This is a genomic window from Paenibacillus sp. FSL E2-0151 (assembly GCF_037993015.1).
GTDB lineage: Bacteria > Bacillota > Bacilli > Paenibacillales > Paenibacillaceae > Paenibacillus > Paenibacillus amylolyticus.
Genome location: NZ_CP150308.1, coordinates 2,335,103 through 2,359,724 on the forward strand (window position 1 = coordinate 2,335,103; position 24,622 = coordinate 2,359,724).

Genomic DNA, 24,622 nt, shown 5'->3' on the forward strand with positions numbered 1-24,622 from the left:
CTTTTTTGCGTTTGGGTAGCAGTGAAAGGATGTGTTACTCCATAGCACCTTTGACCATTTCATAAATTTCGAAGGCATCTTCTCTAATTTCAATAGCAATGACCGTAGTATCCTTTTTCAGAAAATGTACATGCCCCATTCGTTCTTCCTCCAATTCGACCCAACCTGTATCCGCTAACTTCTGAAAATAATCCATTGGCGGGTAAAGTCCTTGCTCACCCCCAATATGTTTCAATTCATACATCACGCCTTCTTTAATGTTTCGATTGCCTGAATCAGTTATGATTTTAATGAGCTTTGCATTGCTTGGGACAGGGATGTCTGGGTTCATGGATGACGCTGTATATCCTTCTATCTCGTATGTTGCAGGAGCGCAGCCCTGTACCCAAATGAGCAAGGGCAACATGCAAAGTGTCAGTAATATTTTCTTCAAATAAATTCCTCCCGACTCACATGATTATCTAATAAACGTAGCGTGATCAACTAAAGTTACGATAAAAACACAAAAGAAGAATAAGGAAGGCTTGTGTTATCCATCCTAAAGGGGTAACAGGAACATGATAATCCCAAGGAGGAATACTCATGCCGAAGCGTTATGATTCCAGTTTGCAAGCCGATACCACCGTATCTCAGGCGCAAAATGCGGTGAACAAGCTTCATTATGCTGTATCTCAGGCCATGTCTCATCCGACGGCACAGACCATTGTACAGGCGGAACGACGTCTGGCACACACGGAGCAGGCGATGCGACAAGCAGAGCTTTCACTCGGAGGGCAAGGTGTTGAGTTGGCAGAGGAAATGTTCATCGAGGAGAAGAGAAGATTGAATTCAATCCAGAGTCAGCACGGTCAAGGGGATTTATAACGTTCCTGTCACATCAGAACCCGCAGGGCAGCAATGCTTTGCGGGTTTTTCATATCTTTTGCAAAGACCCTCGATCCATGGGTTTACTCCGACAGTATGTCGAATGGTCGCTTAAAATTCTGTGAGAAGGTTAATAGAACAAGAGCAGGCAAAATTCCATACGGGAGGTACAGAATGACAAAACATATTACAGATTGTACGATTCTGAACAACGGAGTAACGATGCCATGGCTAGGATTTGGAACATATAAAGCAAAAGGTAAGGAAGTACAACAGGCGGTTGAGACCGCTTTGGAGGTTGGATATCGTAGTATTGATACCGCGTCCATCTATGGCAATGAGGAAGAAGTGGGACAAGCTATTGCAAGCAGTGGTGTTGCCCGTAACGAACTGTTTGTGACGACCAAGCTCTGGAATGAGGATCAGGGGTTTGATTCAACGTTGAGAGCATTTGAAGCCAGTCAGAAGGCACTTGGACTGAATGTGATTGATCTTTATTTAATTCACTGGCCTGGCAGAGATCAGTACAAGGAGACGTGGAGAGCATTCGAACGTCTATATAGCGAAGGAAGCATCCGTGCGATTGGTGTGAGTAATTTTCAAGTACATCATTTGCAAGATATCATAGATGAGGGTGGAACGGTACCTGCGGTTAATCAGGTAGAGCTGCATCCGGGTCTGATCCAGCAGGAACTGCAGGATTTCTGTGGGGCTCAGGGAATTCAACTGGAGGCATGGAGTCCTATTATGAAAGGCAAGCTGAACCAAGAGTCCACCCTCAAAGCGCTGGCCCAGAAATATGGGAAAACGCCTGCTCAGATCATTCTGCGCTGGGACATTCAGAATCAGATTGTGACGATTCCGAAGTCGGTTACCCCGGAGCGTATTCGTGAGAATGCGGACATCTTTAACTTTGAATTGACACCGGATGAGTTGAGACAGATTGATGCACTGGATTCCGATAAGCGGACGGGTCCACATCCGGATCAACTGTTCTGGGATTAAGTGGGTAGACGCTAATTGAATATAAGTGTTTGATGAACTACTTGTGGTTGTTCCGGTTACGGAATCGTTCTTTTGATCGCTGTTGTCTCCAAATTTTTTTGATTCCTCTTTTCAGAGGATAAAATTTGGATACAAAGGCGCACGCTTCGCTTCTTCAGAATCGATTCCGTCCCCTCCACAGTAACTGTCCATCAAACACAAAAATATACAATGAGCTAGAATGGTGTGTAGTATATAAAAAAAGCAGCCGGATCGGGAAATATCCCTGATCCGGCTGCTTTTTGTGTGTGAATTGGCTTAATTTTTTTTCGGGACTTCGCATCCGTCATCTGTGCAGATGCCACTGCCGTCTGTTTCTGTTGTGTTGGATTCAACCATGGTGAATGGGGAACGCTCGTCCCATGCTTTTTGAATGGCATCCAGGAACACCTCGTCAGGCTGAGCGCCCGATACGGCGAACTTGCGGTCGAATACAAAGAATGGTACACCGCGGATGCCAAGTTGCTCTCCTTCTGCTTGGTCAGCACGGACATTGTCGGTGAATTGATCACTGGACAGCACTGCCGTAGCTGCATCTCGATCCAAGCCGACTTCTTCTGCTAACTGAGCCAACACTTCAGTGTCGCCGGAGTGTTTACCTTCAATAAACACAGCTTGGAAGATTCGTTCACTCAGTTCAAGCGCTTTGCCTTGTGTATCTGCCCAGTGTGTCAAGCGGTGAGCTGAGAAGGAGTTTGTAGGGATCATGGCATCGATATTGTATTCCAGTCCTGCCGTACGAGCATTGGCATTCATCTGGGCATTCATACCTTTGGCTTGTTCCACGCTCATATTATATTTGGCAGCCAAATATTCCGAATTGGTTTTGCCTGGGTTCAATGCAGCGTTTGGATCAAGCTCGAAGCTTTTGAATTGCAGCTTCACTTCATCACGGTGTGGGAACTGTTCCAGTACATTCTCCAGGCGGCGTTTACCGATATAACAGAAAGGGCACAGAAAATCAGACCATATCTCAATATTCATTTTATTAAAACCTCCATCATCCTTTTAGTTGAAACTAATATGGTTACAATTATAAAGCCACTTTCTATAATTCGCAAGGAGATTACTTTTTATCCCGATATGCCTTGGACCAATGGTAAGGTTGAATCTCATCCAGTCTCTTGAAGACCAGTTGACCAGAAGGATCGTATACGGCAGCTTTGACTTCTTCGCCCCAGTAAAATAATCGTTCCTGGCATACGCCGCAAGGTGTAAGAACCTTGAATTCTGAATGCTCGTCATTACGAGCGATACAGAGAGAGTGGGTGACGCGTTCGTTCAATTTGTGGGCTTCCAGATAAGCTCCTGTTTCCATACACAGATGCGTGGCATCGTTGATGACCTCTGGAGCTACGCTAATCAGCAGGGAGCCAGCTTCGGTATAGACGGCACCCGCACCGCCCCATCCCTGAGGATAACGTTGCTTCACAAATTTTGCGGCTGCATCGAACAATTGCTGTTCAATATTGAGTGGTTCAGTGTGTGATGTCATGTAATGCAAGTTCTCCTTTTTAAATCCAATTCAATTCATTTCGTGTATTTGTTTAGCTTGTCAGTACGATATCGCTCATTGTGATGTTGCTGCTCCACTGTCTTCCTCTCGAAAGTGCTGAATCAAATCATAAGTAATGACCGTGTCCGAGACATGCAATCGTTTGGTTGCTTCATCATGACCGGGGCGGCAAGCATTGATGTCCGTTTTGTCGCGTGTAGACAGGTCGTAACAAGCACCGCTCTCATAGATATAATCATCCGATGGAATATAGAATACAGAACCATCCGAGAATGTGCCATTACGTAGCACAACCGTACGCCCAGACCCGTCATATACGTCGTTACCCATATGATAATAGGACTGGTCGGATAAGCCTAGCAAATGCAGTACGGAAGGCGTGATGTCCAGTTGTCCCGAAGGTTCGTTGATGGTTCCGGCAGCTGCTCCATCCGGTAAATGCACGAGCAGGGGGACCTCGTTCATGATCTGTGCCATATCCAGTTCGTTCAGTGAACGTCCCAGGAACTGTTCGTATTGTGATTGTTCCTTAATCGAGTTGTCGTGATCCCCGTAGAACATAAAGATGGTATTTTCCCATAAGCCCCGATTTTTCAGATCCTCGACCATCTTACCCAGTGCCGAATCCACGTAATGAACGGACTGCAGATAGTTACCAAACATGGTTCCCTGGAACTCGCCTACATCCAGTTGCTGTTTCTCTTTTGGCAAGGCATACGGATGGTGACTGGTAAGAGTGATTAGGAAGGAATAGAATGGTTCGGTCACCTCACTACTCATTTTCTCAACGGATTGCCGGAAAAAGGATTCATCAGACAGGGACCAGCCAAGCGGGTCATCCTGTGCAAAATCATTTTTACTATAAAACTTGTCGTACTTCATGTTCTGATACATCGTATACCGATTCCAGAAGCCACTCTCATAAGCGTGAAATACGTTGGTGCTGTAACCGTTATCCTTCAGGATGGAAGGAAGGGAATCATACGTATGGTCTGCATAACGTACAAACGCTGATCCAACCGGAAGTGGATGTAGGGAAATGTTTGCACCAAAATCGGCATCTGACGTTCTGCCCTGACCGGTCTGGTGGTAAAAGTGACTATAATACTGACTTTCCTTCATCAGTTCATTAAAATGCGGTGTGATCTCCTGACCGCCAATGCTCTGACCAATCATGAAGTTCATAAAAGCCTCACCCTGAACAATGATGACATTGCTGTCTTTATATTTGCCAAACAAGGCATCATTCTGCGGGGCAGTTCCTTGCCTTTCGGCGAAAAACGCCTTTGCTTGTTCAACATCAGCGGGATCAGCCTGCGGCCCGGAGCCGATGTGGTCTTTGGCATAGTTGTACAGATCATAACCGTGAAAAGCGAGCAGTCCGGTCACATTATACATGGATACATTCCACCAGTTGTTATCAAACAGGCCTTTGGCCCATGTTTTGCTGTAGAAATAAATCGGGCCGACCGCGAGGCCAAGTCCCAGCACAAGGGCAATGCTGCCAGCCGTGAGACGGCGGCGCAACCGTGCCTTGCCATCGTTGTACGAATAACTCCCATAGCCATGAACAGACGGACTGGTGTGCTTCGAACGGTAACGTCTGTTGAATAGTACGATAGCTGCGAATGGAATGACGACAAGCCAATCGGCAAAGAGCCATAGATCGCTTGTGTAGATCAATGTAGCGATGCTGTCACCCAATGCGTCAACTTGTCTCGCCTGCAACAATACCGGGATGGTCAAGAAATCCTGGAAATAGCGATAATACACCATATCGGCGTAGATTAGTGCGGTAAGCAGCAGGTTAAGCACCACGAGAGACACGATCATTCCTCTACGTGGCAGCAACCAGGTCCAGAAGGACAAGAGTAGTAAAGATCCAATAGCAATGACTTTATCCAGCAGTCCCATCGTAATGTTATAAGCGTGAAGATTGTGATGGAGCCACATGAGTTTGAGCAGCATGAGCACAAGAAAAATAAGATATAACGTTAATGGATGATTTAGAAGCCCGCGTGGCATGGAGCTGCGCGTAGGCCGAGTGACAACCATATGTATGTCCCCCTTGCTTTTGTTGTTTTGTAATCGGAATGTAAAATAGGGCTCCATCCATTATAGCGTGGCCTCATGTGTTTTCAACTATGCCTCAGGGAGAATTGATTTCTGCGGAAGCGAAGACCGAAGTCGGTGAATTCATATGACCAGAAAAGCGCACAAAAAAAGCGCCCCGGCCATGGATGGCAGGAGCACTTTAGATTCGTTACAATTATGAAGATTGTGGTGTTTTATTTCGTGGGGGCAGTGGGCCCAAATACTGATAGTACTGGGTTTCAATTCGTCCGTTGAACAACTTGCGACGTTTGTCTGCCTTATGACCGAAATACTCCTCGAAAGCTTTGGTTGATGTGATTGCAAAAAAGGACCATGTTGGCATGTCGAGGTAACTGCGCCCTAATGAGCGGAGCAACTTCTGAACTTCTTTTTCTTCACTCAAACGTTCACCATATGGGGGATTGGTAATGATGACACCATATTCACCCTGTGGTCTAGCGCGATGAGCGGGCAGGACGCTGACTTCAATATCTTTGGCGAACCCAGCACTTTTGATCGCTGCCATAGCAACTTCAATCGCTTCAGGATCAATATCGCTACCTGAAATCTGTAACGGGACATCGTCACGTACAGCATCAAATGCTTCTTCGCGCGCCTGTTCCCACAATTCTTCAGGAATGACAGCCCAGTCCTCAGAGTTGAAGGTCCGACGAAGTCCTGGTGCAATGTTCCAGCCGATCATAGCGGCTTCGATCAGCATTGTGCCTGATCCACAGCATGGGTCATAGAATGGACGGGATACATTCCAGCGACTGAGCTGAATAAGAGCTGCAGCAAGTGTTTCTTTGAGTGGCGCTTCGGTAACGAGTTTACGATAACCCCGTTTATGCAGACCTGGTCCCGTCGTATCTAAAGTAAGCAGGGCGCGATCGTTTAGCAGAATGACCTCAATCACATAACGAGACCCATCCTCTGGGAACCACTCTGTGTCATAAGTCAGCTTCAGTTTCTCTACGATTGCTTTTTTCACGATCCCTTGTGATGCAGGCACACTGCTTAACTGGGATTTTTGAGAACGACCCTCTACAGGGAATTCGCCATCGGCTGGAATCCACTCTTCCCAAGGCAACGCTTTGGTGCCTTCAAACAATTCGTCGAAAGTCGTGGCAGGGAATTCACCCATTTTCACCAATACGCGATCCGAACTTCTCAGCCACAGGTTACAACGGCAAATATCAATATAATCTCCTGTGAAGAAAACCCGGCCATTGTCGATCGTAACATCTTCATACCCCAGTTGCTTCAGTTCCCGGGCAACAACAGCCTCGAGTCCCATCGCCGAGGTTGCAATCAATTGCAATTGAGCCATGTGATTCATTTCAACTCCATTTCAAGCTGGAGAAGGGAGATCCTTCTCTCTGCTGTATAGTAACGGTGCGGCCTTGCCGCTTTCCGTGAAAAAACTTACAATGAGAAATGCGGTGAACGTATGCACGCCTCTTCGAAGTGATGCATCAGTCAACCGCCTGTGTTGATAACAAACATTTATTATAGAACATTGGCATCCATATGGAAAGCAGTCCAAGTGTCCAAGGAGGATTTTAGTGGTGAATCTGACCCCTGATGAATATGTAAATCAATTATTTCAAGAGGATGAGCTTTTGCTGAAAGTGAAAGAGGCCATCCGTTCGAACGGTATGCCGGAAGTTTCGGTTGCGGCGGCATATGGACGATTGCTCACGTTTCTAGCGAAGACATCCAAAGCAGAAGCTGCGCTCGAAATCGGCGTGCTGGGCGGTTACAGTGGGATCTGCATTGCGCGTGGTTTGCGTGAGAATGGAACCCTGACTTCGCTGGAACTGAAAGAGGAATATGCGGCAATGGCGCGTGGTCATCTGGAGGAAGGCGGTTTTGGCGAAAAGGTAGAGTACCGTATTGGCCCGGCGGCAGACAGCCTGGAGCAATTGGAGCAGGAAGGTCGCACATTTGATTTCTTCTTTATTGATGCAGATAAGGAGAATTATCCGGTATATCTCGATTATGCCATCAAGCTGGCTCGGCCAGGTGCTGTTATTGTTGGTGATAACTGTTTCCTGCGTGGTCGTACACTGAATCCGGACAAGCAGGGCCCGGCCGTGCTTGCTGTTCGTCGTTTCAATGAACAGATGGCAAGTGACCCGCGCCTGGTGACGACCATGTTGCCGGATTACGATGGGCTGGTACTTGCCTGGGTGAAGTAAAAGTGGATATTTCCTAAAGATAATACTCCGATGAAACACGATCTCACGCTTTTATGCTTGTGAGGTGGATCGTGATTCATCGGAGTTTTCTGAAAACACACAAAGAAGAGACGACACACCTTGAATCACAGGGAGTATCGTCTCTTTCTTTGTATTTACAGATATCGTTGTAGTAGTTCTATTTATACTTCAGGTGTTCCGTACGTTTCAAACCATTTTTTGATGGTGTCAAAATCATCACTGAAGGACAGGCCCAGCATCAATAATACACGAGCTTGTTGTGGACTCAGGTTGTCGCCTGCAATGATACCTTTGCCGCCGCCGTACACACTTCCTGAACCCGTCCGAGTGGTGGTCACAAAGATGACACCTTCTTCAATGGCTTTGGTACGAGCTTGTCCCATAGCTCTGGAGATACCGCCAGCTCCGGTACCGGAAGTCACGATTCCTTTGGCACCGCTGCTCACGAATCCTTCAATGGCTCCGCCGCCAGCTTCTTGATACGAGATCGCAATTTCTACTTTGGCCAGATCTGCCTTTGTGATTTTACTTAGATCAAATACAGGCTTTGCTGTGCCTTCAGGTTTCAAGGCACGTGCAGGAGCACGGTAGATTCGAATGTTCTCTTCATCAATATATCCTACAGCGCCGAGCATCGGCGTTTCAAACGTATCTGTCCGATAATCATTTGTCTTGGTTACACCGCGAGCAAGCTGGATTGTGTCATTCAACATGAGTACTGTGCCAAATGAAGTGGTACGACCACTGCCTGCAAGTTTGATGGCGTTGTACAGATTGGCTTGAGCGTCAGAACCGATGACGGTCCATGGACGCATGGAGCCTGTGATCACGACAGGTTTGTCACTCTGAACCGTCATATCGAGGAAATAAGCGATTTCTTCCATTGTATCTGTACCCGTGGTAACGACAACACTGTCATACGTTGCCAGAGCTTTGTCTACCGTCTGCGACAAGTCATAGAGGTCAGTCATGCTATAGGAACCTGAACCTGAGTTTCCGAATTGGAGCGTGCTAACATCAGCGATCTTCTGTTTATCCGGTAAGGCGTCTACCATCTCTCCAATCGGAAGTGTACCTGCCTTGTAATTCTGGAAGCTGGTGGCGTCCTCGGATTGACCGGCAATCGTTCCGCCAGTTCCGATCACCAATACATTAGGAAGTGCAGATTGTTTGGAAGAGTCAGGTATTGCAGGGATGGAAGTATTGCGAGCTGGGGTAGTGGTTGCTGTCTGAACAGCACCTGTTGTGCCTTTCACCTCTACCGTAGCTGCGTGCGCGGCGTAGGTCCCGATGGGGGACAACGAGATGGTCAATGCTGTTAAAGCTGCGGTACTCCATACGGCCCAGGGACGAAGATTGGATGTTTTACTCATGAATAGCACTCTCCTTCAAGTAAGTGTGATGTTAAGTTTGTTAAGAAGAATATGTATACCATTTCAAATTGATTGTATTTCATGTTAAGTAATATGACAAACTTAGATAATGGTAGAGTAATCGATTACATTCGTAGATAATGAGAGTAAAATGATTATTTATGAGGAATTACGAAAGAATATTCATTCTGCTAGAGATATATAAGAGCTGGTTTTAGAAGTTTTGAAGAGAGAAACGTCTTTATAATGTTAGTTAATATTACATAATGAGTCTTTTGTCCTGATAAAATGAAGCATTTTAATAAAAGAATGTCGAATTGGGACTCATATCAGAAGTAGGTAACAGAATGAGAGGATGATAGTAACGCATATTAGGTAATGGGGCTCAATTACGGTCTAAAGAGTGGTTTCGTTATAGAGTTATGTTTATAATAGGGGTGATCAACATATGTAAATAAATATATAATATTGATTGGAGGAGAAACGATGAAACAGGCACCGAGAAAGTATGCAAATTACATTCCGATTCGGGAACTGGAGACTTTGGAAGAGAGGTTATCTCCCTTCAAGGTGTATGCAGAACTTCGTGATAACACTCCAGTCCGCTATGATGAGCATCGAGAATGTTGGGATGTTTTTGGTTATGAAGATGTGAAGTACGTTCTGAAAAATCCGAAACTATTCTCTTCTGCACGTGATCGTGCCAATACGAGCATGTTGACGACAGACCCTCCCAAACACAAACAGCTGCGTGATCTGGTGAATCAGGCGTTTACACCCAAGGCAATTGAAGCATTGGCTCCGCGTATTCAGGAAATCACAGATGAGTTAATTGCTCCACACCTGTCAGAAGGACATATGGAACTTATTGATGACCTTGCAACACCACTGCCCGTCATTGTCATTGCGGAATTGATCGGAGTCCCTGCGGCGGATCGTCAAAAGTTCAAAGACTGGTCTGATGTGTTGGTGAAAGGCGCGCGTGACGATAGTGATCAGGCTTTCCAGGAGTTATTGGAGGAGAAAAAAAGAAATATGCAGGAGTTGCATATCTATTTCACTGGCATTATGGAAGAACGTCGGTTGCAGCCAAAGGATGATCTGATCTCATTACTGCTTGCTGCGGAGATTGATGGTCAGAAATTGACTTCAGATGAAGTGGTAGGCTTCTGTATTCTCTTGCTTGCTGCCGGTAATGAAACAACAACCAACCTGATTACCAATGCGGTTCGTATTCTGTCTGAACAGCCCGAGCTACAACAGGAGTTGCGCGAACATCCTGAGCGGATTACTTCTGCGATTGAAGAGACGCTGAGATATTATCCGCCAATTGTCGCGATTGGGCGGGTCGCCAAGGAAACTGTAAAGTTGAATGGTCAGATGATTCAAGCTGGAGAGCAGGTAATTTCCTGGGTTGGAGCAGCCAATCGGGACAGTACCCAATTTGAACACCCGGAAGATTTCATCTCTGATCGCAAGCCGAACAGGCATATGGGCTTTGGTTTTGGCATTCATTTTTGTCTAGGGGCACCACTCGCTCGTTTGGAGGCAAGGGTAGTTCTTCATACATTGCTTCAGCACATGGGAAACATTCAACTTGTGTCTGGAACGGCTCTGCAACCGATACAAAGTGCTTTTGTATTTGGTGTGAAACATTATCCGATAGAATTCAATCTAATAAATAAATGATGAATGGCGCATGAATGACAAAAGCCGCTCTCAGGCCAATTAGGCGCTGGAAGCGGCTTTTTCAAATGAAAAATTAAGATGGACTATTTAAGAAATGGATAGGGAATCAGGATTCCTGAATAGAAGCAGGTTTGTTATACAATTTGAATCGGACCCAAACCATATTAAGCAGCAGCAGTCCGCCAGAGACGATAAACAGACCTTCGATCCCGATGAATCCTGCCATAAATCCTCCAATGATCGCTCCAAGCATGTTGCCCAGCGCCAGAGTACTCGTATTAAAACTGAATGCACGGCTGATCATGCTATCGGATGTATAGGAACGGATCAGGGCATTAACGCTCGGAAGCAAGCCACCCATGAACACACCCATCATGAAACGAACAAGAATGAGCTGCCACACGGTCTGAACAAATGCCTGCGGAATAAGCATGAGTCCTGTTCCTATGAGAGAGAACGTCAGCACCTTGTGAGGACCAATCCGGTCACTCAGCTTCCCGAGAATCGGAGACATGGCCATATTGGATAGTCCCGTAACTGCACCGACAAGTCCTGCCCAGAAGGCCACATTTACATCCGAAGCATGCAATTTTTGCACATACAGCGGCAAGAGTGACATGGGGCTGATCATTGCAAACTGCAACAGAAACGTTACAGCGAACAGTGCGGGCAGTTGAGGTGACTTGTTCAATTCCTTCAGACCGGACAATACGGATTGTGCCGGCAGTTTGGCTGCTTCTTGACGGTCGAACTTCTCTCTCACCAGGAACATGGCGAGCATGGAAGCAACAAAGATCAGTCCACCTGTAATGTAGAAAATGGGGCGGAAGCCTACCGCATCCGCTAACAAGCCACCAATGAGTGGACCCAGGATGGTGCCGGCAACCTGCCCGGACTGACTGATTCCCATGGCAAAACCCATGCGGTCTTTCGGTGTGGTACCCGATATCAACGCAACAGCTGCAGGATTGAAACCGGAGATGGTACCATTAAGCAAACGCAATAAGAGAAGCTGCCAAGGATTCTGTGCCAGACCCATAAGGGCAATTACGATGGCCATCCCGAATCCCGACCGCAGCAGCATAACTTTACGGCCATACTTGTCCGATAACTTGCCCCAGAGCGGTTGGAACAAAAATGAGGTGAGGAAATTGGCTGCAAAAATAAAGCCCGCCCAAATGCCAATTTCATGTTCGCCAACAACACCCAGATCTCTTGCGAGATAAAGAGACAAAAATGGGGTAATCATGGTCATGCCCGAATTGACCAAAAATTGTCCGAACCAAAGCACAATGAGGTTTACTTTCCACGTTTTCAAAGTGCTTTCACTTCCTTTCAAAGATATTTCTGTAATTCTCAAAAAAACACCATTCTTTCATTATAACATAATTGGCATATGAGGGATGGGTGTAAGGAATGTCATAGTATTGTCACGTAGAACGCATCTGCATGTGGTTGTTACGGCTGTTTAAAAAGGGCATAATGGTAATTATGAGTCCAAAAACTATTGGAGGCTTCTTACATGAGCTATAATGATCGACTGATTCGGGCAAGTTTCAAACAACAGGTAGACCGTGTCCCGGTATGGTACATGCGTCAAGCTGGACGTTACGATCCTGAATATCGCAAAATTAAAGAAAAGTACTCCTTGCTAGAAATCTGCAAACAACCCGAGCTGGCGGCTGAAGTTACACTCATGCCGGTACGCAAACTTGGTGTAGATGCGGCTATTTTGTATTCCGACATTATGAATCCGGTTGCCTCTCTGGGCATTGATTTTGACATTGTAAAAAATATTGGTCCAGTTATCGATAATCCTATTCGGTCCGCTGCAGATGTGGATCGGCTGCGTCCCATCGACGTAGAAGGAGATCTGTCACATATTCTGGAAACCATTCGAATTCTGGATAAGGAGCTTGATGTGCCTCTTATTACGTTTGCGGGCGCACCATTCACGATTGCGAGTTATCTGATTGAAGGACGACCTTCGAAAGGGTATATCCGCACCAAAACGATGATGTACAGCGAGCCTGAGGTGTGGCACAAGCTGATGCAGAAGCTTGGTGATATGGTTATTACATATGTCCGTGCGCATATTGCGAATGGCGGTAAGGCATTCCAGTTGTTTGACAGCTGGGTTGGAGCACTTTCTCCCAAAGACTTCAGAACATATGTGTTGCCTACGATTACCCGTATCTTTACCGAATTATCGGATTTGAATGTACCGAAGATTTATTTCCCTGGTGTTGCATCCGGTGAGTTGTTGCCAGCACTGCATAATTTGCAAGCCGATGTGATTGGACTGGACTGGAGAGTATCCATTTCGGAAGGGCGTCAACGTCTTGGCGGCAAATTTGCAGTACAGGGTAACCTGGACCCATATTTGCTGACTGCCCCGATGGAACTGATTAAAGAGCAAGCCAAAGTGATTATTGACGAAGGAATCAAGGAGCCGGGTTATATATTCAACCTCGGACACGGATTATTTCCTGAAGCATCGCTAGAAAAGCTCAGAGAACTAACGGCGTATATTCATGAATATTCTGCCGAAGCAATGAAGAGTGGGGTGACGGTAACCAATGACTAATACTGTAGGTGTACTGGTGATGTCGTATGGCACACCGGAAAATATGGAGAGTGTTGAAGCGTATTACACACATATCCGCAGAGGACGTCCGCCTGAACCAGAGCAATTGAAAGAACTGACGGATCGTTATGAAGCCATTGTTGGCGGTGTTTTCCCACTTCGGGAGAACACAGACAATCAGGTCAAGGCCCTTCAAGAGACATTAAACCGCGATGAGCGTGGCACTGAGGTGGAATTCCGTTGTTATCAAGGACTGAAGCATGCCTATCCGTTTATTGAGGATGGCGTGGAGCAGATGGCGAAGGATGGAATTCAGACAGCGATTGGTATTGTACTGGCTCCTCATTTTTCCACGATGAGTGTAGGCAGTTATATCAAACGTGCGCGTGAAAAAGCAGAAGAGCTGGGCGTTCATATGTCCTTTATTGAGAGTTATCATCTGCATCCGAAGTTAATTCAGGCGTTGTCCACACGTGTCAGTGCCAAGTTGGATGCGTTCGAAGAAGCTGGAGCAAAACGCGGAGATGTGAAGGTGTTGTTTAGTGCGCACAGTCTGCCGGCGCGTATTGTGGAGATGGGTGATCCATACCCGCAACAATTGCTGGAGACTTCGGAAGTGATTGCATCACGTGTAGGCATAACCAATTGGCAATTTACGTGGCAGAGTGCCGGACGAACAGCTGAGCCTTGGCTTGGACCGGATATTCTGGATACGTTACAGGAGCTTTCTCGTGAACAGGTAGAGGATGTGCTTGTGGCACCAATCGGGTTTGTCTCGGATCATCTCGAAGTGCTCTATGATCTTGATATTGAGGCCAGATCGATTGCCAAAGAGATCGATATGCGCCTGATGCGTATTGATTCTCTCAATAGCGATCCTCTATACATGGAGACGTTAAGCGACGTTATTATAAGCCAATGGCAGCAAGGGTCGGATGAGTAATGGGTGATAAGAAACGCCGTGTTGTTGTTGTCGGCGGTGGCCTTACCGGCCTCAGCGCGGCATTTTATATCCGCAAGCATTACCGGGAAGCAGGAGTTGAGCCCGTGATTACTTTGGTCGAGAAAAGCTCGTCCATGGGAGGCATGATTGAGACACTGCACCGGGATGGATTTGTGATTGAAAAAGGGCCCGATTCTTTCCTGGCTCGCAAAACAGCAATGATTGATCTTGCCAAAGAATTGGAGATTGATCATGAATTGGTCAGTCAGAATCCGGAGTCGAAGAAAACGTATATCATGCAGCGTGGCAAGCTCCATCCTATGCCAGCAGGACTTGTTCTCGGTATTCCGACAGAACTAAGACCATTCTTGAGAAGTGGTCTGGTCTCTCCGGCAGGCAAACTGCGGGCGTTGATGGATTTTGTCATCCCGCCGCGTCGTACAACAGAGGATGAATCGCTCGGTTATATGATTGAACGTCGTCTTGGAGCAGAAGTGCTGGAGAACTTGACGGAACCACTGCTCGCAGGAATCTATGCAGGTGATATGCGGCGATTGAGCCTCCAGGCTACTTTCCCGCAGTTCGGAGAAGTAGAGCGCGATTACGGCAGCTTGATCCGGGGCATGATGACGGGTCGCAAACCGGCTGAGACGCATACCGGAACAAAACGAAGTGCCTTTCTGAACTTTCGCCAGGGGTTGCAGAGCCTTGTTCACGCCCTAGTACATGAACTGCAGGATGTGGACCAACGTCTGAACACTGCGGTGAAGTCGCTACAACGCCTTGATGGAGCGCAGACCAGATACCGTGTTGAACTTGGTAATGGCGAAATGCTTGAAGCCGATGATGTAGTGGTTACTGTGCCAACATATGTTGCGTCGGAGCTGCTGAAGCCTCACGTCGATACAGCGGCACTGGATGCGATTAACTATGTGTCTGTAGCCAATGTGGTGCTCGCTTTTGAGAAAAAAGAGGTGGAGCATGTATTCGACGGATCGGGTTTCCTCGTTCCGCGGAAAGAGGGCCGTAATATTACGGCTTGCACGTGGACATCGACGAAATGGCTGCATACGAGCCCGGATGATAAGGTGCTGCTTCGCTGTTATGTTGGTCGCTCCGGTGACGAACAGAACGTAGAGCTTCCGGATGAAGCGCTGACGAATCTCGTTCTCAAGGATCTGAGAGAGACGATGGGTATTGAAGCAGTGCCGATCTTCTCCGAGATTACAAGGCTACGTAAATCCATGCCACAGTATCCGGTGGGACACCTCCAACATATTGCCGCCCTCCGTGAGGAGCTTGGCAGCAAATTACCGGGTGTGTACATTGCAGGTGCAGGTTATGAGGGCGTAGGTTTGCCTGATTGCATCAGACAAGCGAAGGAAATGTCTGTTCAGGCTACACAAGAGCTTGCAGCAGATTAAGTACAGCAAGAGAGCTGTCTCAAACGTAGAATTATCTACTGGAGAGATGGCTTTTTTTTATGTGAAGATCTGGAAGCTAACTGAGTTCATACCCTTTCAATCGATACAGTTCCAAGGAATGATGGAAATCCAGAATATGCCTGATATAATGGTATGTATGGCTGTGAAGAAGAAGAGGAGTTGCTTATGTATCCCCCAAGATCAGAGCGAAGTGTAAAGAAGAAAAAAGGTAGTAAACGCACCCGCAATACAATCACAATCATCTGGACAGTTAATATTGTATTGATCATTGCAATTGGTCTGGTGGGCATTTTTTATGTCATTAATACACGTCAGCAACAGGCAGACCAGCCGGTGAAACAAGAAATCGTCGATCAGGATCAGCCTTCCATTGGAGACGATGCCAAAGGCGGCGATCAAGTAACTTCTCCAGACTCGGAATCCGATGAGACTTCGGAAGAAGAACCCGAAGCTACGGATGAAGAGACAACAGCGGATGCAGATAAGACATCTGGAGTAGCGACACCTGACACTTCAGGCAATACCAATAGTGAGAAAGCAGAATCCGGAACGAAAAAACCTACGGCAGATTCGACACCGTCCGGCACCAAGGGAAATGCAGGTGTGGATCAGCAATCAGGGACGTCGAAACCTTCCAATTCAGCGAAGGATGTCACGATTAACTTTGTTGGTGATATTCAATTTTCGGGCAAAGTTGCTGAACTGCTGGATAAAAACGGTTATGATTATCCCTTTGCCAAACTCGGCAGAGTATTCAAGGATGATGATCTTACCATCGGTAATCTGGAGACACCAATAACTCATGGTGGTACCAGTGCAGCCGATAAAACCTATGTCTACAAATCATCGCCCAAAGCATTGGCGGCAATGGCCTCTGCGGGTTTTGATGCTGTCAATTTGGCTAACAATCATATTTTGGATCAGGGCGTAGAGGGCTTGGTGGATACGTTAACTTATCTCAAGGAATATGGCATAGCTCACACCGGGGCAGGTATGAACAGGGATGAGGCCTATGCACCAGCATATCTGGAACGCAAAGGCATGAAAATTGCATTGCTTGGGTTCTCCCGAGTTGTACCGGAAACGAGTTGGAAGGCGGAAGGCAATCGGGCTGGCGTGGCTGAAGCCTATGATTCCACAGGAGCAGTCAAAGCGATCCAGGAGGCCCGTAAGAAGGCAGATCTGGTGATCGTGGTTGCACATTGGGGAGAAGAACGTGTAAGTACTCCGAATAGTGACCAGACCCGATTGGCTCATGAGTTTGTAGATGCTGGCGCTGATCTGGTCATAGGTGGTCATCCTCATGTGTTACAAGGGTTGGAGTACTATAAGGGGAAGTGGATTGCATACAGTACGGGAAATTTCATTTTCTCCAGATCAACAACCGAAGAGACTTGGAAAACGGCGGTATTTCAGGCTCGCTGTAGTCAAGATGCAGCTTGCAGCATGAAAGTTATCCCTTATGAGGCCGGGCTAGGTCAGGCCATTCCAATGATTGATGAGGCGAACAAACTGCTGTTGGAACAGATGGCAAAGCTCTCCCCGGGTATTCGATATGATGGGAATGGAGTCGCTTCGCCTAATTAAAAACCTTTTTGAGGAGGGAATCGAATGAACAACCTTTGTGTAGCACACCGTGGATTTTCTTCTATTGCACCAGAGAATACGATGGCTGCATTCCTGATGGCCATGGAGCGGCCTGAAGTTCAGTGGATGGAGCTGGATGTGCAGTTGTCGCGTGATGGTGTACCAGTGGTCATTCATGATTTTACAGTGGATCGCACGACGAATGGCAAGGGTCTGGTTCGGGAAACTGATTGGGCTGATCTGCAACGTCTGGATGCCGGAGCATGGAAAAACAAGTCTTACAAAGGCGAACGGATTCCGGCGCTAAGTGAATTGTTAGATCGCTCGTGCGGCAGAGTACGTTTGAACATTGAACTGAAAACGCAGGGAGACATGTACCCGGGTCTGCCTGCGGCTGTTATACATGAAGTGAGAAAAAGACATATGCAAAATGATGTTGTGATCACCTCATTTGAACCAGCCGCTCTGATCGAAGTGAAGAAACTTGCACCGGAGATCCAGACGGGGCTAATTATCGATGCACGACCAGGTGATCTGTTAACCGCGTTGCGGCAGATGAATTGTACATTCCTATCGATTGGATACACCAATGTAGACAAATCCTTAATGAACGAGATGCGGAGTGCAGGTATTCGGGTGATGGCTTGGACAGTGGATGACAAGACCATTATGAAGAAACTGGCGGCAGTTGATCCAGAACTCATGTTATGTACGAACCGTCCTGACGTATGGGAGCTGGCATTTCAGGAGACGAGCAGCCGATTTTTCAGACCTTAACTTTACTATATGCACTAATGAATCCGATAAAGGTGGTAATATACCCATGTTGACTAACATTCGCAATGTATACTGTGTAGGACGCAATTATAAACTTCATGCGGAAGAATTGGGTAACGCGGTTCCGGATGAGCCAATGATCTTTATGAAACCTTCCCATGCAGTCGTGCCCTTGAATGGTGAAACCCTTGGATTGCCTGCTACCAAGGGTGAAGTTCACTATGAAGCTGAATTGGTCGTGCAAATCGGCCGGAGTTATGAGCCAGGTATGGCGGTAGATGAGCTGGTGGATGCGTATGCATTTGGTATTGATTTTACGTTACGTGACGTACAGACCGTGATTAAGAAAAAAGGCCACCCGTGGACAGCGGCCAAAGGGTTCAAAAATTCCGCTCCGGTTACTGCATTTCAGGCATTCCCGGGTGCGGCAGCATTACTGGAGAAAGACTTTACATTGACCAAAAATGGTGAGGAAGTCCAGCGTGGTAATATTCGTAACATGATCTTTAGTTTACAGGATATTGTGGATTATGTAGGTCATCATTACGGCTTGGGGCCGGGCGATGTCATTTTTACAGGAACACCGGAAGGTGTTGGACCAACACAAGCAGGAGATGTGCTCGAACTGGCATGGGACGGCGAATCCTTGGGTGCCTGCACGATTGGGGCAGTGCAATAAGGATTACACATCATACCTGCTTGAAATGAATAGGTTACAAGAAAGGGGCGTGTATACGCTCCTTTTTGTCGTGCTATCGTGGATATATGTTTATACCTTCATCGTACGGATACGCTACTAATTTACGCCAAGCTGTATGCTGTATTTGCGCTCTGTGTGACCAACTCTTCCAGTTCAGCTTGTTGTGCAGCATGTTGCTCCGAGCTGATACTTCCATTTGCGAGCCGTTCATCCAACTGCTCTCTGAGCTGTCTTACTTGTATAGCAATGACCTCATCCAAATTCCCGTTATTTTCTTCCGTAATTGTCCTCAGTGATTTGCTGCTGTACAGTTCCTGATACAGATCCGCTTCTGAAACCTGATTCAGAGCGTCGAGCAGCTCATCACTGTTTCCCTCACGAGTGTCCAAGTCAACGATGGACCATTTAGCAGTAGGTATGGGAGAGATGGCGGATTGGCCCCATGCTGTTCCGGCGAAGGACATGGTGACAATCATTGTGCCTATAATAATGACTCTTTTCATATTCATATGGATAATCCTCATTTCTGTAGTTGAGTACGAACTGAATCGTAGCTTGTCGTTGATGTAGTTGTAGATGTTTCGATCTGAGAATAGTGTAAACGGGAAACCTGAAGTGAAACTTAAAACAGGATAAGTAATTTCAACCTAGCGGAGAACGACCGCAACAAGAAAAGATCACTAATAAAATTCACACTTGACAGGTTGGGTTAGTTGGTTATATGATAATCTCAATTATTTTAATACTCATTAAATGAACAGTGAACTAATTTGAACTGAAAACTGCAGTGAGCTGATTGGACCACCAAAGGCTCCCGGGACTACTCCTCTAAGGAATGTCCTCGGGGGCCTTTTTTCGTATCTTTATTGAAGCTTCAAACGATCAGGGAGGTTATGAAATGAGTGATAGAGACTGGGAAGCGTTGGAGCGGACGGATTGGTTATTTCGCAAAATGGTCAGACGATTTGTCAAAGAGCGGGATCGCATCTCTGTAGAAGGTATCAGCCTGCCAGGCATGCTTATCCTGCACAAAATCATTCGTGAGGGAGAACAGCGGCTTGGAGATCTGGCAGAACAGTTGGACTTTACATCCGGTGCCATTACTGCTCTAACCGATAAGTTGGAGAAAAAGGGACTCACCATCCGCAGACGAAAGGAAGACGATCGCCGGACGGTTTTACTGGACATCACATCCAGCGGGCGGGAGATGTATGCGAGAAACAGCAACATCGGTGCCCGATGTATCACGCTTCTGTTTGAGGGTTTTACGAGTGAGGAACTGGAGCAGCAAAGTCAATTCTACGAGCGGGTAGTAGCGAATCTGGAGGGATTCTCGGACACGGTGCTGGAATTGGCGGAGAGCAACGGGATACAAGAACATAATCGGTCCTCCACAAGTGACCTTGAGCAGAAGCAGCGGGACAATGCCGGGAAGAGGAACTATCTCAGTTATTGAGGTTGGGTCAATGTAACGACATTTGATATACCACAAACATTCTAGGGAGAGATGAGCAATGGGACACTCAACAATATATCCAACTGGAGCGACGTTATACAATCCGGATAAGGCTTGGGGCGGTTATACCGTTTATCAGGCAGGTGAAGAAGGCGTAGTATTGATCGATATGAATGGCAAGGAGGTTCACCTGTGGAAAGGATTGTTAGGTTTTCCGGCCAAAATATTACCTGGCGGCTACGTGCTGGGCAGCACGGGTCGGAGAGATCCGAAGTTCGGTATTCAGGACAATGTCGATCTGGTCCAAGTGGATTGGGACGGCAACATTGTATGGAAATACAATAGCTACGAACACATCGAAGATCCGGGGTATGAGCCGCTATGGTATGCCCGCCAGCATCATGATTATCAGCGTGAGGGGAATCCGGTAGGTTATTATGCACCTGGCCTTGCGCCAAAGACGAAGAGTGGTAAAACACTTATTCTGGCACACAAAAATGTGAGTAACCCGCAAATTTCAGATAAGCCATTGCTTGATGATGCCATTATCGAAGTCGATTGGGAGGGGAAGGTACTCTGGGAGTGGCTGCCAAACGAACATTTTGAAGAATTAGGTTTTGATGAAGCTGCTCGAAATGTCCTGTTCCGTGATCCGAATACACGTTCTTTCGGTCATCTGGGTGGTGGTGTTGGTGACTGGTTACATATTAATTCTGCTTCTTATGTCGGACCCAACCGTTTCTATGAAGAAGGAGACGAACGGTTCCACCCCGACAATATTATCTGGGATGCCAGAGAGGCCAACATAATCGCCATTACAGACAGACAGAGTGGAAAGATCGTGTGGAGATTAGGGCCAGACTATACTTCACATGAAGCGAAACACATCGGCACAATTATCGGGCAGCATCATGCACATATCATTCCCCAAGGTCTACCGGGTGAAGGGAATTTGCTCGTATTCGACAATGGCGGCTGGGCAGGTTACGGCCTCCCAAATCCGGCTTCTCCATTTGGATTGAAACATGCGATTCGGGATCACTCGCGTGTACTGGAGATTAACCCGGTCACTCTGGAGATTGTCTGGCAGTATACCTCGGCAGAAGCAGGTTTCTCGGTTCCGACGGATTCTTATAAATTTTATAGCCCATACATCAGTTCCGCCCAGCGTTTACCTAACGGAAACACCCTAATAACAGAAGGTTCCAATGGCAGATTGTTCGAAGTGACAGCGGAGCATGAGCTGGTCTGGGAGTATGTCTCCCCGTACACAGATGGGCGGAATACCAATATGGTCTATCGCTCATATCGAGTTCCTTATCAGTGGGTTCCACAGTTGGAGAAACCGCAGGAAGTTGCGATCGAAGCCATTGATGTCTCCACCTACAGGGTCCCGGGAGCAGCACCCAAAGGTTCTGCATCCATCGTGAGCGTAGAGACAACTCTTCCATTTGTGGAGGGTGCAGCCTGTGTGGCAACGTCGGATGAAGGCAAGTCAGGCGGCTAGGCGTCAAGAATCATGACTAGATCGAATGGGGTGTATATTGTGAGAAAACCATCCATAGTAACCGGCGTATTGATATTATTCCTGGCAACGGCACTCCTATTATCCGGATGCAGTTCAAACGCAGCAGGATCTGGAGCAAAAGACGCTACCGGTAAAAATACCGATAATGTAAAAATTCGAATCGCAGATACAAGTACCAACCCAACGTTCAGGGTAGCCATTGCCAAAGGTTTTTTTGAAAACAGGGGCATTGATGCAGAGAGTATTACGTTTGGCTCACCGGCTGAAGGTGTAAATGCACTATTTATCAAACAGGTAGATATTGCGTACGGGGCGGACTTCCCTGTATTAAATGCTTTGTCTAAAGGGGAATATTCAGTCATCGCTTCTGCAGGCCAGACTACGGATGAAGCGGCAGCCGCCTGGAAGCTGTATGCAAAGGAGGATATTCAGAGTGGAGCGGATTTGAAGGGCAAGAAAGTGAGTTTCATTCGAGGCACATTTATTCCATATCTATGGGATGAATATTTGAAAGATCAGGGGGTGGCGCTGAGTGATGTGACGCAAATTGGTCAGGGGGCTTTTGATGAGGCCTACATCGCACTGAAACAGGGAGACCTTGATGCCGCTTGGGTCATAGGTTCCGCGTTAACCGATAAATTCGATGCACTCGAAGGAGTACACCAGCTGACGGATATGTCTCAGACGCCTATACGCCTTGGTATGGGACTGGTATCAAGTAATGAATTCATCCAGGCAAATCCTGAAAAGATCAGTGACTTCCTTGCGGCGCTGGATGAAGCTTCCACGTATGCTCAAGCGCATCCTGAAGAGGTTGCAGATCTGATGTATCAAGAGACCAAACAGCCTAAAGATGCCACATTAAAAGACCTTCCGATCAATCCATGGGAAGTTGGATTTACGCAGGCTGCTTATGATAGTTTGGCAGGTCAGAAGCAATATATGGTGGACACCGGAATCATCGAACAGGATTTTGATCTCAACACCAAACTCGATCTGACTTCTCTCCAGCAGGCTCTGCCGGATAAAGTGACATATAGTAAATAATTCTTATTGAAATGGGAGGTGTCCGTTATGTCCTTACCTGCAACTCAGCATACCATTCATATTGAACAGCTACGGAAAACGTATCATGCCCCGACCAATGGGGATGTGCATTATATCATTAAGGATGTCGATCTGGTTATCAAGGGAGGAGAGTTCTTTGTCCTGCTTGGTCCCAGTGGGTGTGGGAAGTCAACGCTGCTGAACATGATCGCGGGTTTTATCTCCAAGTCGGGTGGACAGCTCAAGGTAGACAACAAGGAGATCGACAGACCGGGCAGGGATCGGGCAATGGTATTCCAGCAGGCGGATTCGTCTCTCTTTCCATGGTTAACTGTGAGGGAAAATGTTGAATTCGGACTTCGAATGTCCAAGGTGCCTAAGACAAAACGACGTGAGATCTCTGATCGATACATCCAGCTTGTGGGACTGAGTGCTCATGAGGGGAAATTTCCGAAAGAACTCTCGGGTGGCATGAAGCAGCGGGTTCAATTGGCCCGGGTACTTGCGAATGACTCGGCGATCTTGCTGATGGATGAGCCATTCGGTGCGCTGGACGCCATGACGAGACGCACCATGCAGAAAGAACTGGTGAATATCTGGAAAGAAACACATAAAACCGTTATCTTTGTCACACACGATATTCAGGAGGCGTTATTGCTTGGTGAGCGCATAGGCATTATGTCTGTAGGTCCATCTTCGAATATAACGGATATTTACCACAACAACTTACCTTACCCGAGGAACATCGCCTCGTCTGAGTTCAACACCCTGTATGACCGAATTCAAGGCCACTTTGAAGAATAACTGAGGTGATATGTAAGATGAAATGGTTGGAGAAAAAATGGGTGTCTATCCCGCTTCTATGGGTAACGGTCATCTTAATCTGGCAGCTCGGTGCCCTCATCTATGGGCCTGACGTAATCCCTGGTCCGTGGCACACGATCCTGGGAGCACGTGAACTGATTGCTGACGGTACGCTGATGGAGTATATCGGAATCAGCTTCACTCGTGTACTGGCGGGCTGGGTACTCGGAAGCATCATTGCTATTCCGATAGGGCTAATTATTGGTAAAGTTCATCTCATCCGGCTGTTCGCGGAACCGTTCCTTAACTTTATACGTTTTATCCCGCCGATCGCCTTTATTACCTTATTTCTGGTGTGGTTCGGAATTGGAGAGCAATCCAAGATCGCGCTTATTATGTACGCAACTTTCTTCATTGTTGTATTGAATACACTGACAGGTGTGCTCTCCGTTGAAGAAGATAAAATCCGGTCGGCCCGCAGTATGGGAGCCAATGAACGGCAGATTCTGCTGCATGTGATTGTTCCGGCGACAACCCCGTATATCTTTACAGGTGTGCGACTGGCGATGGGAACCTCGTATATGGCCATAATCGGTGCTGAGATGATTGCCTCGAATGAGGGGGTGGGTTACTTAATCTGGAATTCCAGACTCTTTTTCCGAACAGATTGGATCTTTGTCGGACTGATTTCCCTGGGTTTTATGGGATTCCTGACGGATCGATTGTTCAACTGGTTTGGTCGCAGAGTACTCTACCGATATGGGGTCATTGGCGGAGCGAAGCGGGTCTAAAATAGGACATAGGAACATTGAATTCCAGACGTTACTTGAAAAGGGAAGTTATCTTGTTTTAACGTTTGATCAATAACCTGTTTTGGCACTTCTAAACGAGGCCAAAACAGGTTTTTTGTTTGCTGGCGTAAGGAGTTTCGGCATTGGGATCAAAC

At 47.0% G+C, this 24,622-nt stretch carries 23 protein-coding genes; 15 read left to right on the top strand and 8 right to left on the bottom strand.

Translation table 11 applies throughout. From position 1 onward, the window contains the following. Positions 1–34: 34 nt before the first annotated feature. A complete protein-coding gene (locus tag MHI55_RS10835) occupies positions 35–433 on the bottom strand; it encodes a hypothetical protein (protein WP_340389961.1) in 399 nt (132 codons plus the stop codon). A 149-nt stretch (positions 434–582) separates the two neighbouring features. Here MHI55_RS10835 and MHI55_RS10840 point away from each other — a divergent pair, with 149 nt between their 5' ends. Both MHI55_RS10840 and MHI55_RS10845 read left to right on the top strand, forming a co-directional pair. Next, entirely contained in the window at positions 583–864 is a 282-nt protein-coding gene (locus MHI55_RS10840) for a hypothetical protein (protein WP_036609724.1), read from the top strand. 174 nt (positions 865–1,038) lie between these two features. Beyond that, positions 1,039–1,869: an aldo/keto reductase gene (locus MHI55_RS10845; protein WP_036609722.1), complete on the top strand. Its 831-nt coding sequence runs from the start codon at positions 1,039–1,041 to the stop codon at positions 1,867–1,869. A gap of 297 nt (positions 1,870–2,166) precedes the next feature. On the opposite strand, the gene MHI55_RS10850 is transcribed toward MHI55_RS10845, so the two are convergent. From MHI55_RS10850 to MHI55_RS10865, 4 genes are all read right to left on the bottom strand, one after another. Further along, positions 2,167–2,892 (bottom strand): DsbA family oxidoreductase, encoded by a 726-nt coding sequence (locus tag MHI55_RS10850; RefSeq protein ID WP_340019935.1) that lies wholly within the window; start codon positions 2,890–2,892, stop codon positions 2,167–2,169. A gap of 82 nt (positions 2,893–2,974) precedes the next feature. Continuing rightward, positions 2,975–3,403: a cytidine deaminase gene (locus MHI55_RS10855; RefSeq protein ID WP_340389963.1), complete on the bottom strand. Its 429-nt coding sequence runs from the start codon at positions 3,401–3,403 to the stop codon at positions 2,975–2,977. 75 nt (positions 3,404–3,478) lie between these two features. Continuing rightward, a complete protein-coding gene (locus MHI55_RS10860) occupies positions 3,479–5,479 on the bottom strand; it encodes an LTA synthase family protein (RefSeq protein ID WP_340389965.1) in 2,001 nt (666 codons plus the stop codon). A gap of 214 nt (positions 5,480–5,693) precedes the next feature. Then, complete coding sequence (locus MHI55_RS10865; RefSeq protein WP_036609715.1) at positions 5,694–6,848, bottom strand: class I SAM-dependent RNA methyltransferase; 1,155 nt, start codon at positions 6,846–6,848, stop codon at positions 5,694–5,696. A gap of 238 nt (positions 6,849–7,086) precedes the next feature. Here MHI55_RS10865 and MHI55_RS10870 point away from each other — a divergent pair, with 238 nt between their 5' ends. Next, positions 7,087–7,719 (top strand): O-methyltransferase, encoded by a 633-nt coding sequence (locus tag MHI55_RS10870; protein WP_036670998.1) that lies wholly within the window; start codon positions 7,087–7,089, stop codon positions 7,717–7,719. Between the two features lie 182 nt (positions 7,720–7,901). Here the strand turns inward: MHI55_RS10870 and MHI55_RS10875 are convergent, their stop codons facing one another. Beyond that, positions 7,902–9,113: an asparaginase gene (locus MHI55_RS10875; protein WP_047842361.1), complete on the bottom strand. Its 1,212-nt coding sequence runs from the start codon at positions 9,111–9,113 to the stop codon at positions 7,902–7,904. 486 nt (positions 9,114–9,599) lie between these two features. Here MHI55_RS10875 and MHI55_RS10880 point away from each other — a divergent pair, with 486 nt between their 5' ends. Beyond that, positions 9,600–10,802 (top strand): cytochrome P450, encoded by a 1,203-nt coding sequence (locus MHI55_RS10880; RefSeq protein ID WP_340389967.1) that lies wholly within the window; start codon positions 9,600–9,602, stop codon positions 10,800–10,802. Between the two features lie 106 nt (positions 10,803–10,908). Here MHI55_RS10880 and MHI55_RS10885 read toward each other — a convergent pair whose 3' ends face one another. Continuing rightward, positions 10,909–12,120: an MFS transporter gene (locus MHI55_RS10885; protein WP_076249916.1), complete on the bottom strand. Its 1,212-nt coding sequence runs from the start codon at positions 12,118–12,120 to the stop codon at positions 10,909–10,911. Between the two features lie 204 nt (positions 12,121–12,324). Here MHI55_RS10885 and hemE point away from each other — a divergent pair, with 204 nt between their 5' ends. The 6 genes from hemE to MHI55_RS10915 all read left to right on the top strand — a co-directional run bounded on the left by hemE (position 12,325) and on the right by MHI55_RS10915 (position 18,820). Next, positions 12,325–13,389, top strand: a complete 1,065-nt coding sequence (gene hemE, locus MHI55_RS10890; protein WP_036609707.1) for a uroporphyrinogen decarboxylase — start codon at positions 12,325–12,327, stop codon at positions 13,387–13,389. Continuing rightward, a complete protein-coding gene (hemH, locus tag MHI55_RS10895; RefSeq protein ID WP_340389969.1) occupies positions 13,382–14,332 on the top strand; it encodes a ferrochelatase in 951 nt (316 codons plus the stop codon). The genes hemE and hemH overlap by 8 nt, the downstream gene beginning before the upstream one ends. Next, positions 14,332–15,756 (top strand): protoporphyrinogen oxidase, encoded by a 1,425-nt coding sequence (gene hemY / locus MHI55_RS10900; protein ID WP_047842365.1) that lies wholly within the window; start codon positions 14,332–14,334, stop codon positions 15,754–15,756. The genes hemH and hemY overlap by 1 nt, the downstream gene beginning before the upstream one ends. Positions 15,757–15,942: 186 nt before the next feature. Further along, positions 15,943–17,364 carry a CapA family protein gene (locus MHI55_RS10905; protein ID WP_340389971.1) on the top strand — a complete coding sequence of 474 codons (1,422 nt, stop codon included), beginning with the start codon at positions 15,943–15,945 and terminating at the stop codon, positions 17,362–17,364. Positions 17,365–17,388: 24 nt separating this feature from the next. After that, positions 17,389–18,141, top strand: coding sequence for a glycerophosphodiester phosphodiesterase family protein (locus MHI55_RS10910; RefSeq protein WP_047842367.1), 753 nt, complete (start codon positions 17,389–17,391; stop codon positions 18,139–18,141). A gap of 46 nt (positions 18,142–18,187) precedes the next feature. Continuing rightward, positions 18,188–18,820, top strand: a complete 633-nt coding sequence (locus tag MHI55_RS10915) for a fumarylacetoacetate hydrolase family protein (RefSeq protein WP_076249914.1) — start codon at positions 18,188–18,190, stop codon at positions 18,818–18,820. A gap of 122 nt (positions 18,821–18,942) precedes the next feature. Here the strand turns inward: MHI55_RS10915 and MHI55_RS10920 are convergent, their stop codons facing one another. Then, the gene (locus MHI55_RS10920; protein ID WP_340389973.1) at positions 18,943–19,350 is read right to left on the bottom strand and encodes a hypothetical protein; all 408 of its coding nucleotides are present in this window, start codon (positions 19,348–19,350) and stop codon (positions 18,943–18,945) included. Positions 19,351–19,739: 389 nt separating this feature from the next. Between MHI55_RS10920 and MHI55_RS10925 the strand changes: the two genes are divergently transcribed. The 5 genes from MHI55_RS10925 to MHI55_RS10945 are packed head-to-tail and all read left to right on the top strand — an operon-like array spanning position 19,740 to position 24,467. Beyond that, positions 19,740–20,297, top strand: a complete 558-nt coding sequence (locus MHI55_RS10925; protein WP_036670114.1) for a MarR family transcriptional regulator — start codon at positions 19,740–19,742, stop codon at positions 20,295–20,297. 58 nt (positions 20,298–20,355) lie between these two features. Next, positions 20,356–21,804, top strand: a complete 1,449-nt coding sequence (locus MHI55_RS10930; RefSeq protein WP_340389975.1) for an aryl-sulfate sulfotransferase — start codon at positions 20,356–20,358, stop codon at positions 21,802–21,804. Positions 21,805–21,816: 12 nt separating this feature from the next. Beyond that, on the top strand, positions 21,817–22,872 hold the full coding sequence (locus MHI55_RS10935) for an ABC transporter substrate-binding protein (RefSeq protein ID WP_340389977.1): 1,056 nt from the start codon (positions 21,817–21,819) through the stop codon (positions 22,870–22,872). Positions 22,873–22,899: 27 nt separating this feature from the next. Next, positions 22,900–23,676 (top strand): ABC transporter ATP-binding protein, encoded by a 777-nt coding sequence (locus MHI55_RS10940; RefSeq protein ID WP_340389979.1) that lies wholly within the window; start codon positions 22,900–22,902, stop codon positions 23,674–23,676. A gap of 17 nt (positions 23,677–23,693) precedes the next feature. After that, positions 23,694–24,467 carry an ABC transporter permease gene (locus MHI55_RS10945; RefSeq protein ID WP_340389981.1) on the top strand — a complete coding sequence of 258 codons (774 nt, stop codon included), beginning with the start codon at positions 23,694–23,696 and terminating at the stop codon, positions 24,465–24,467. Positions 24,468–24,622 lie beyond the last annotated feature (155 nt).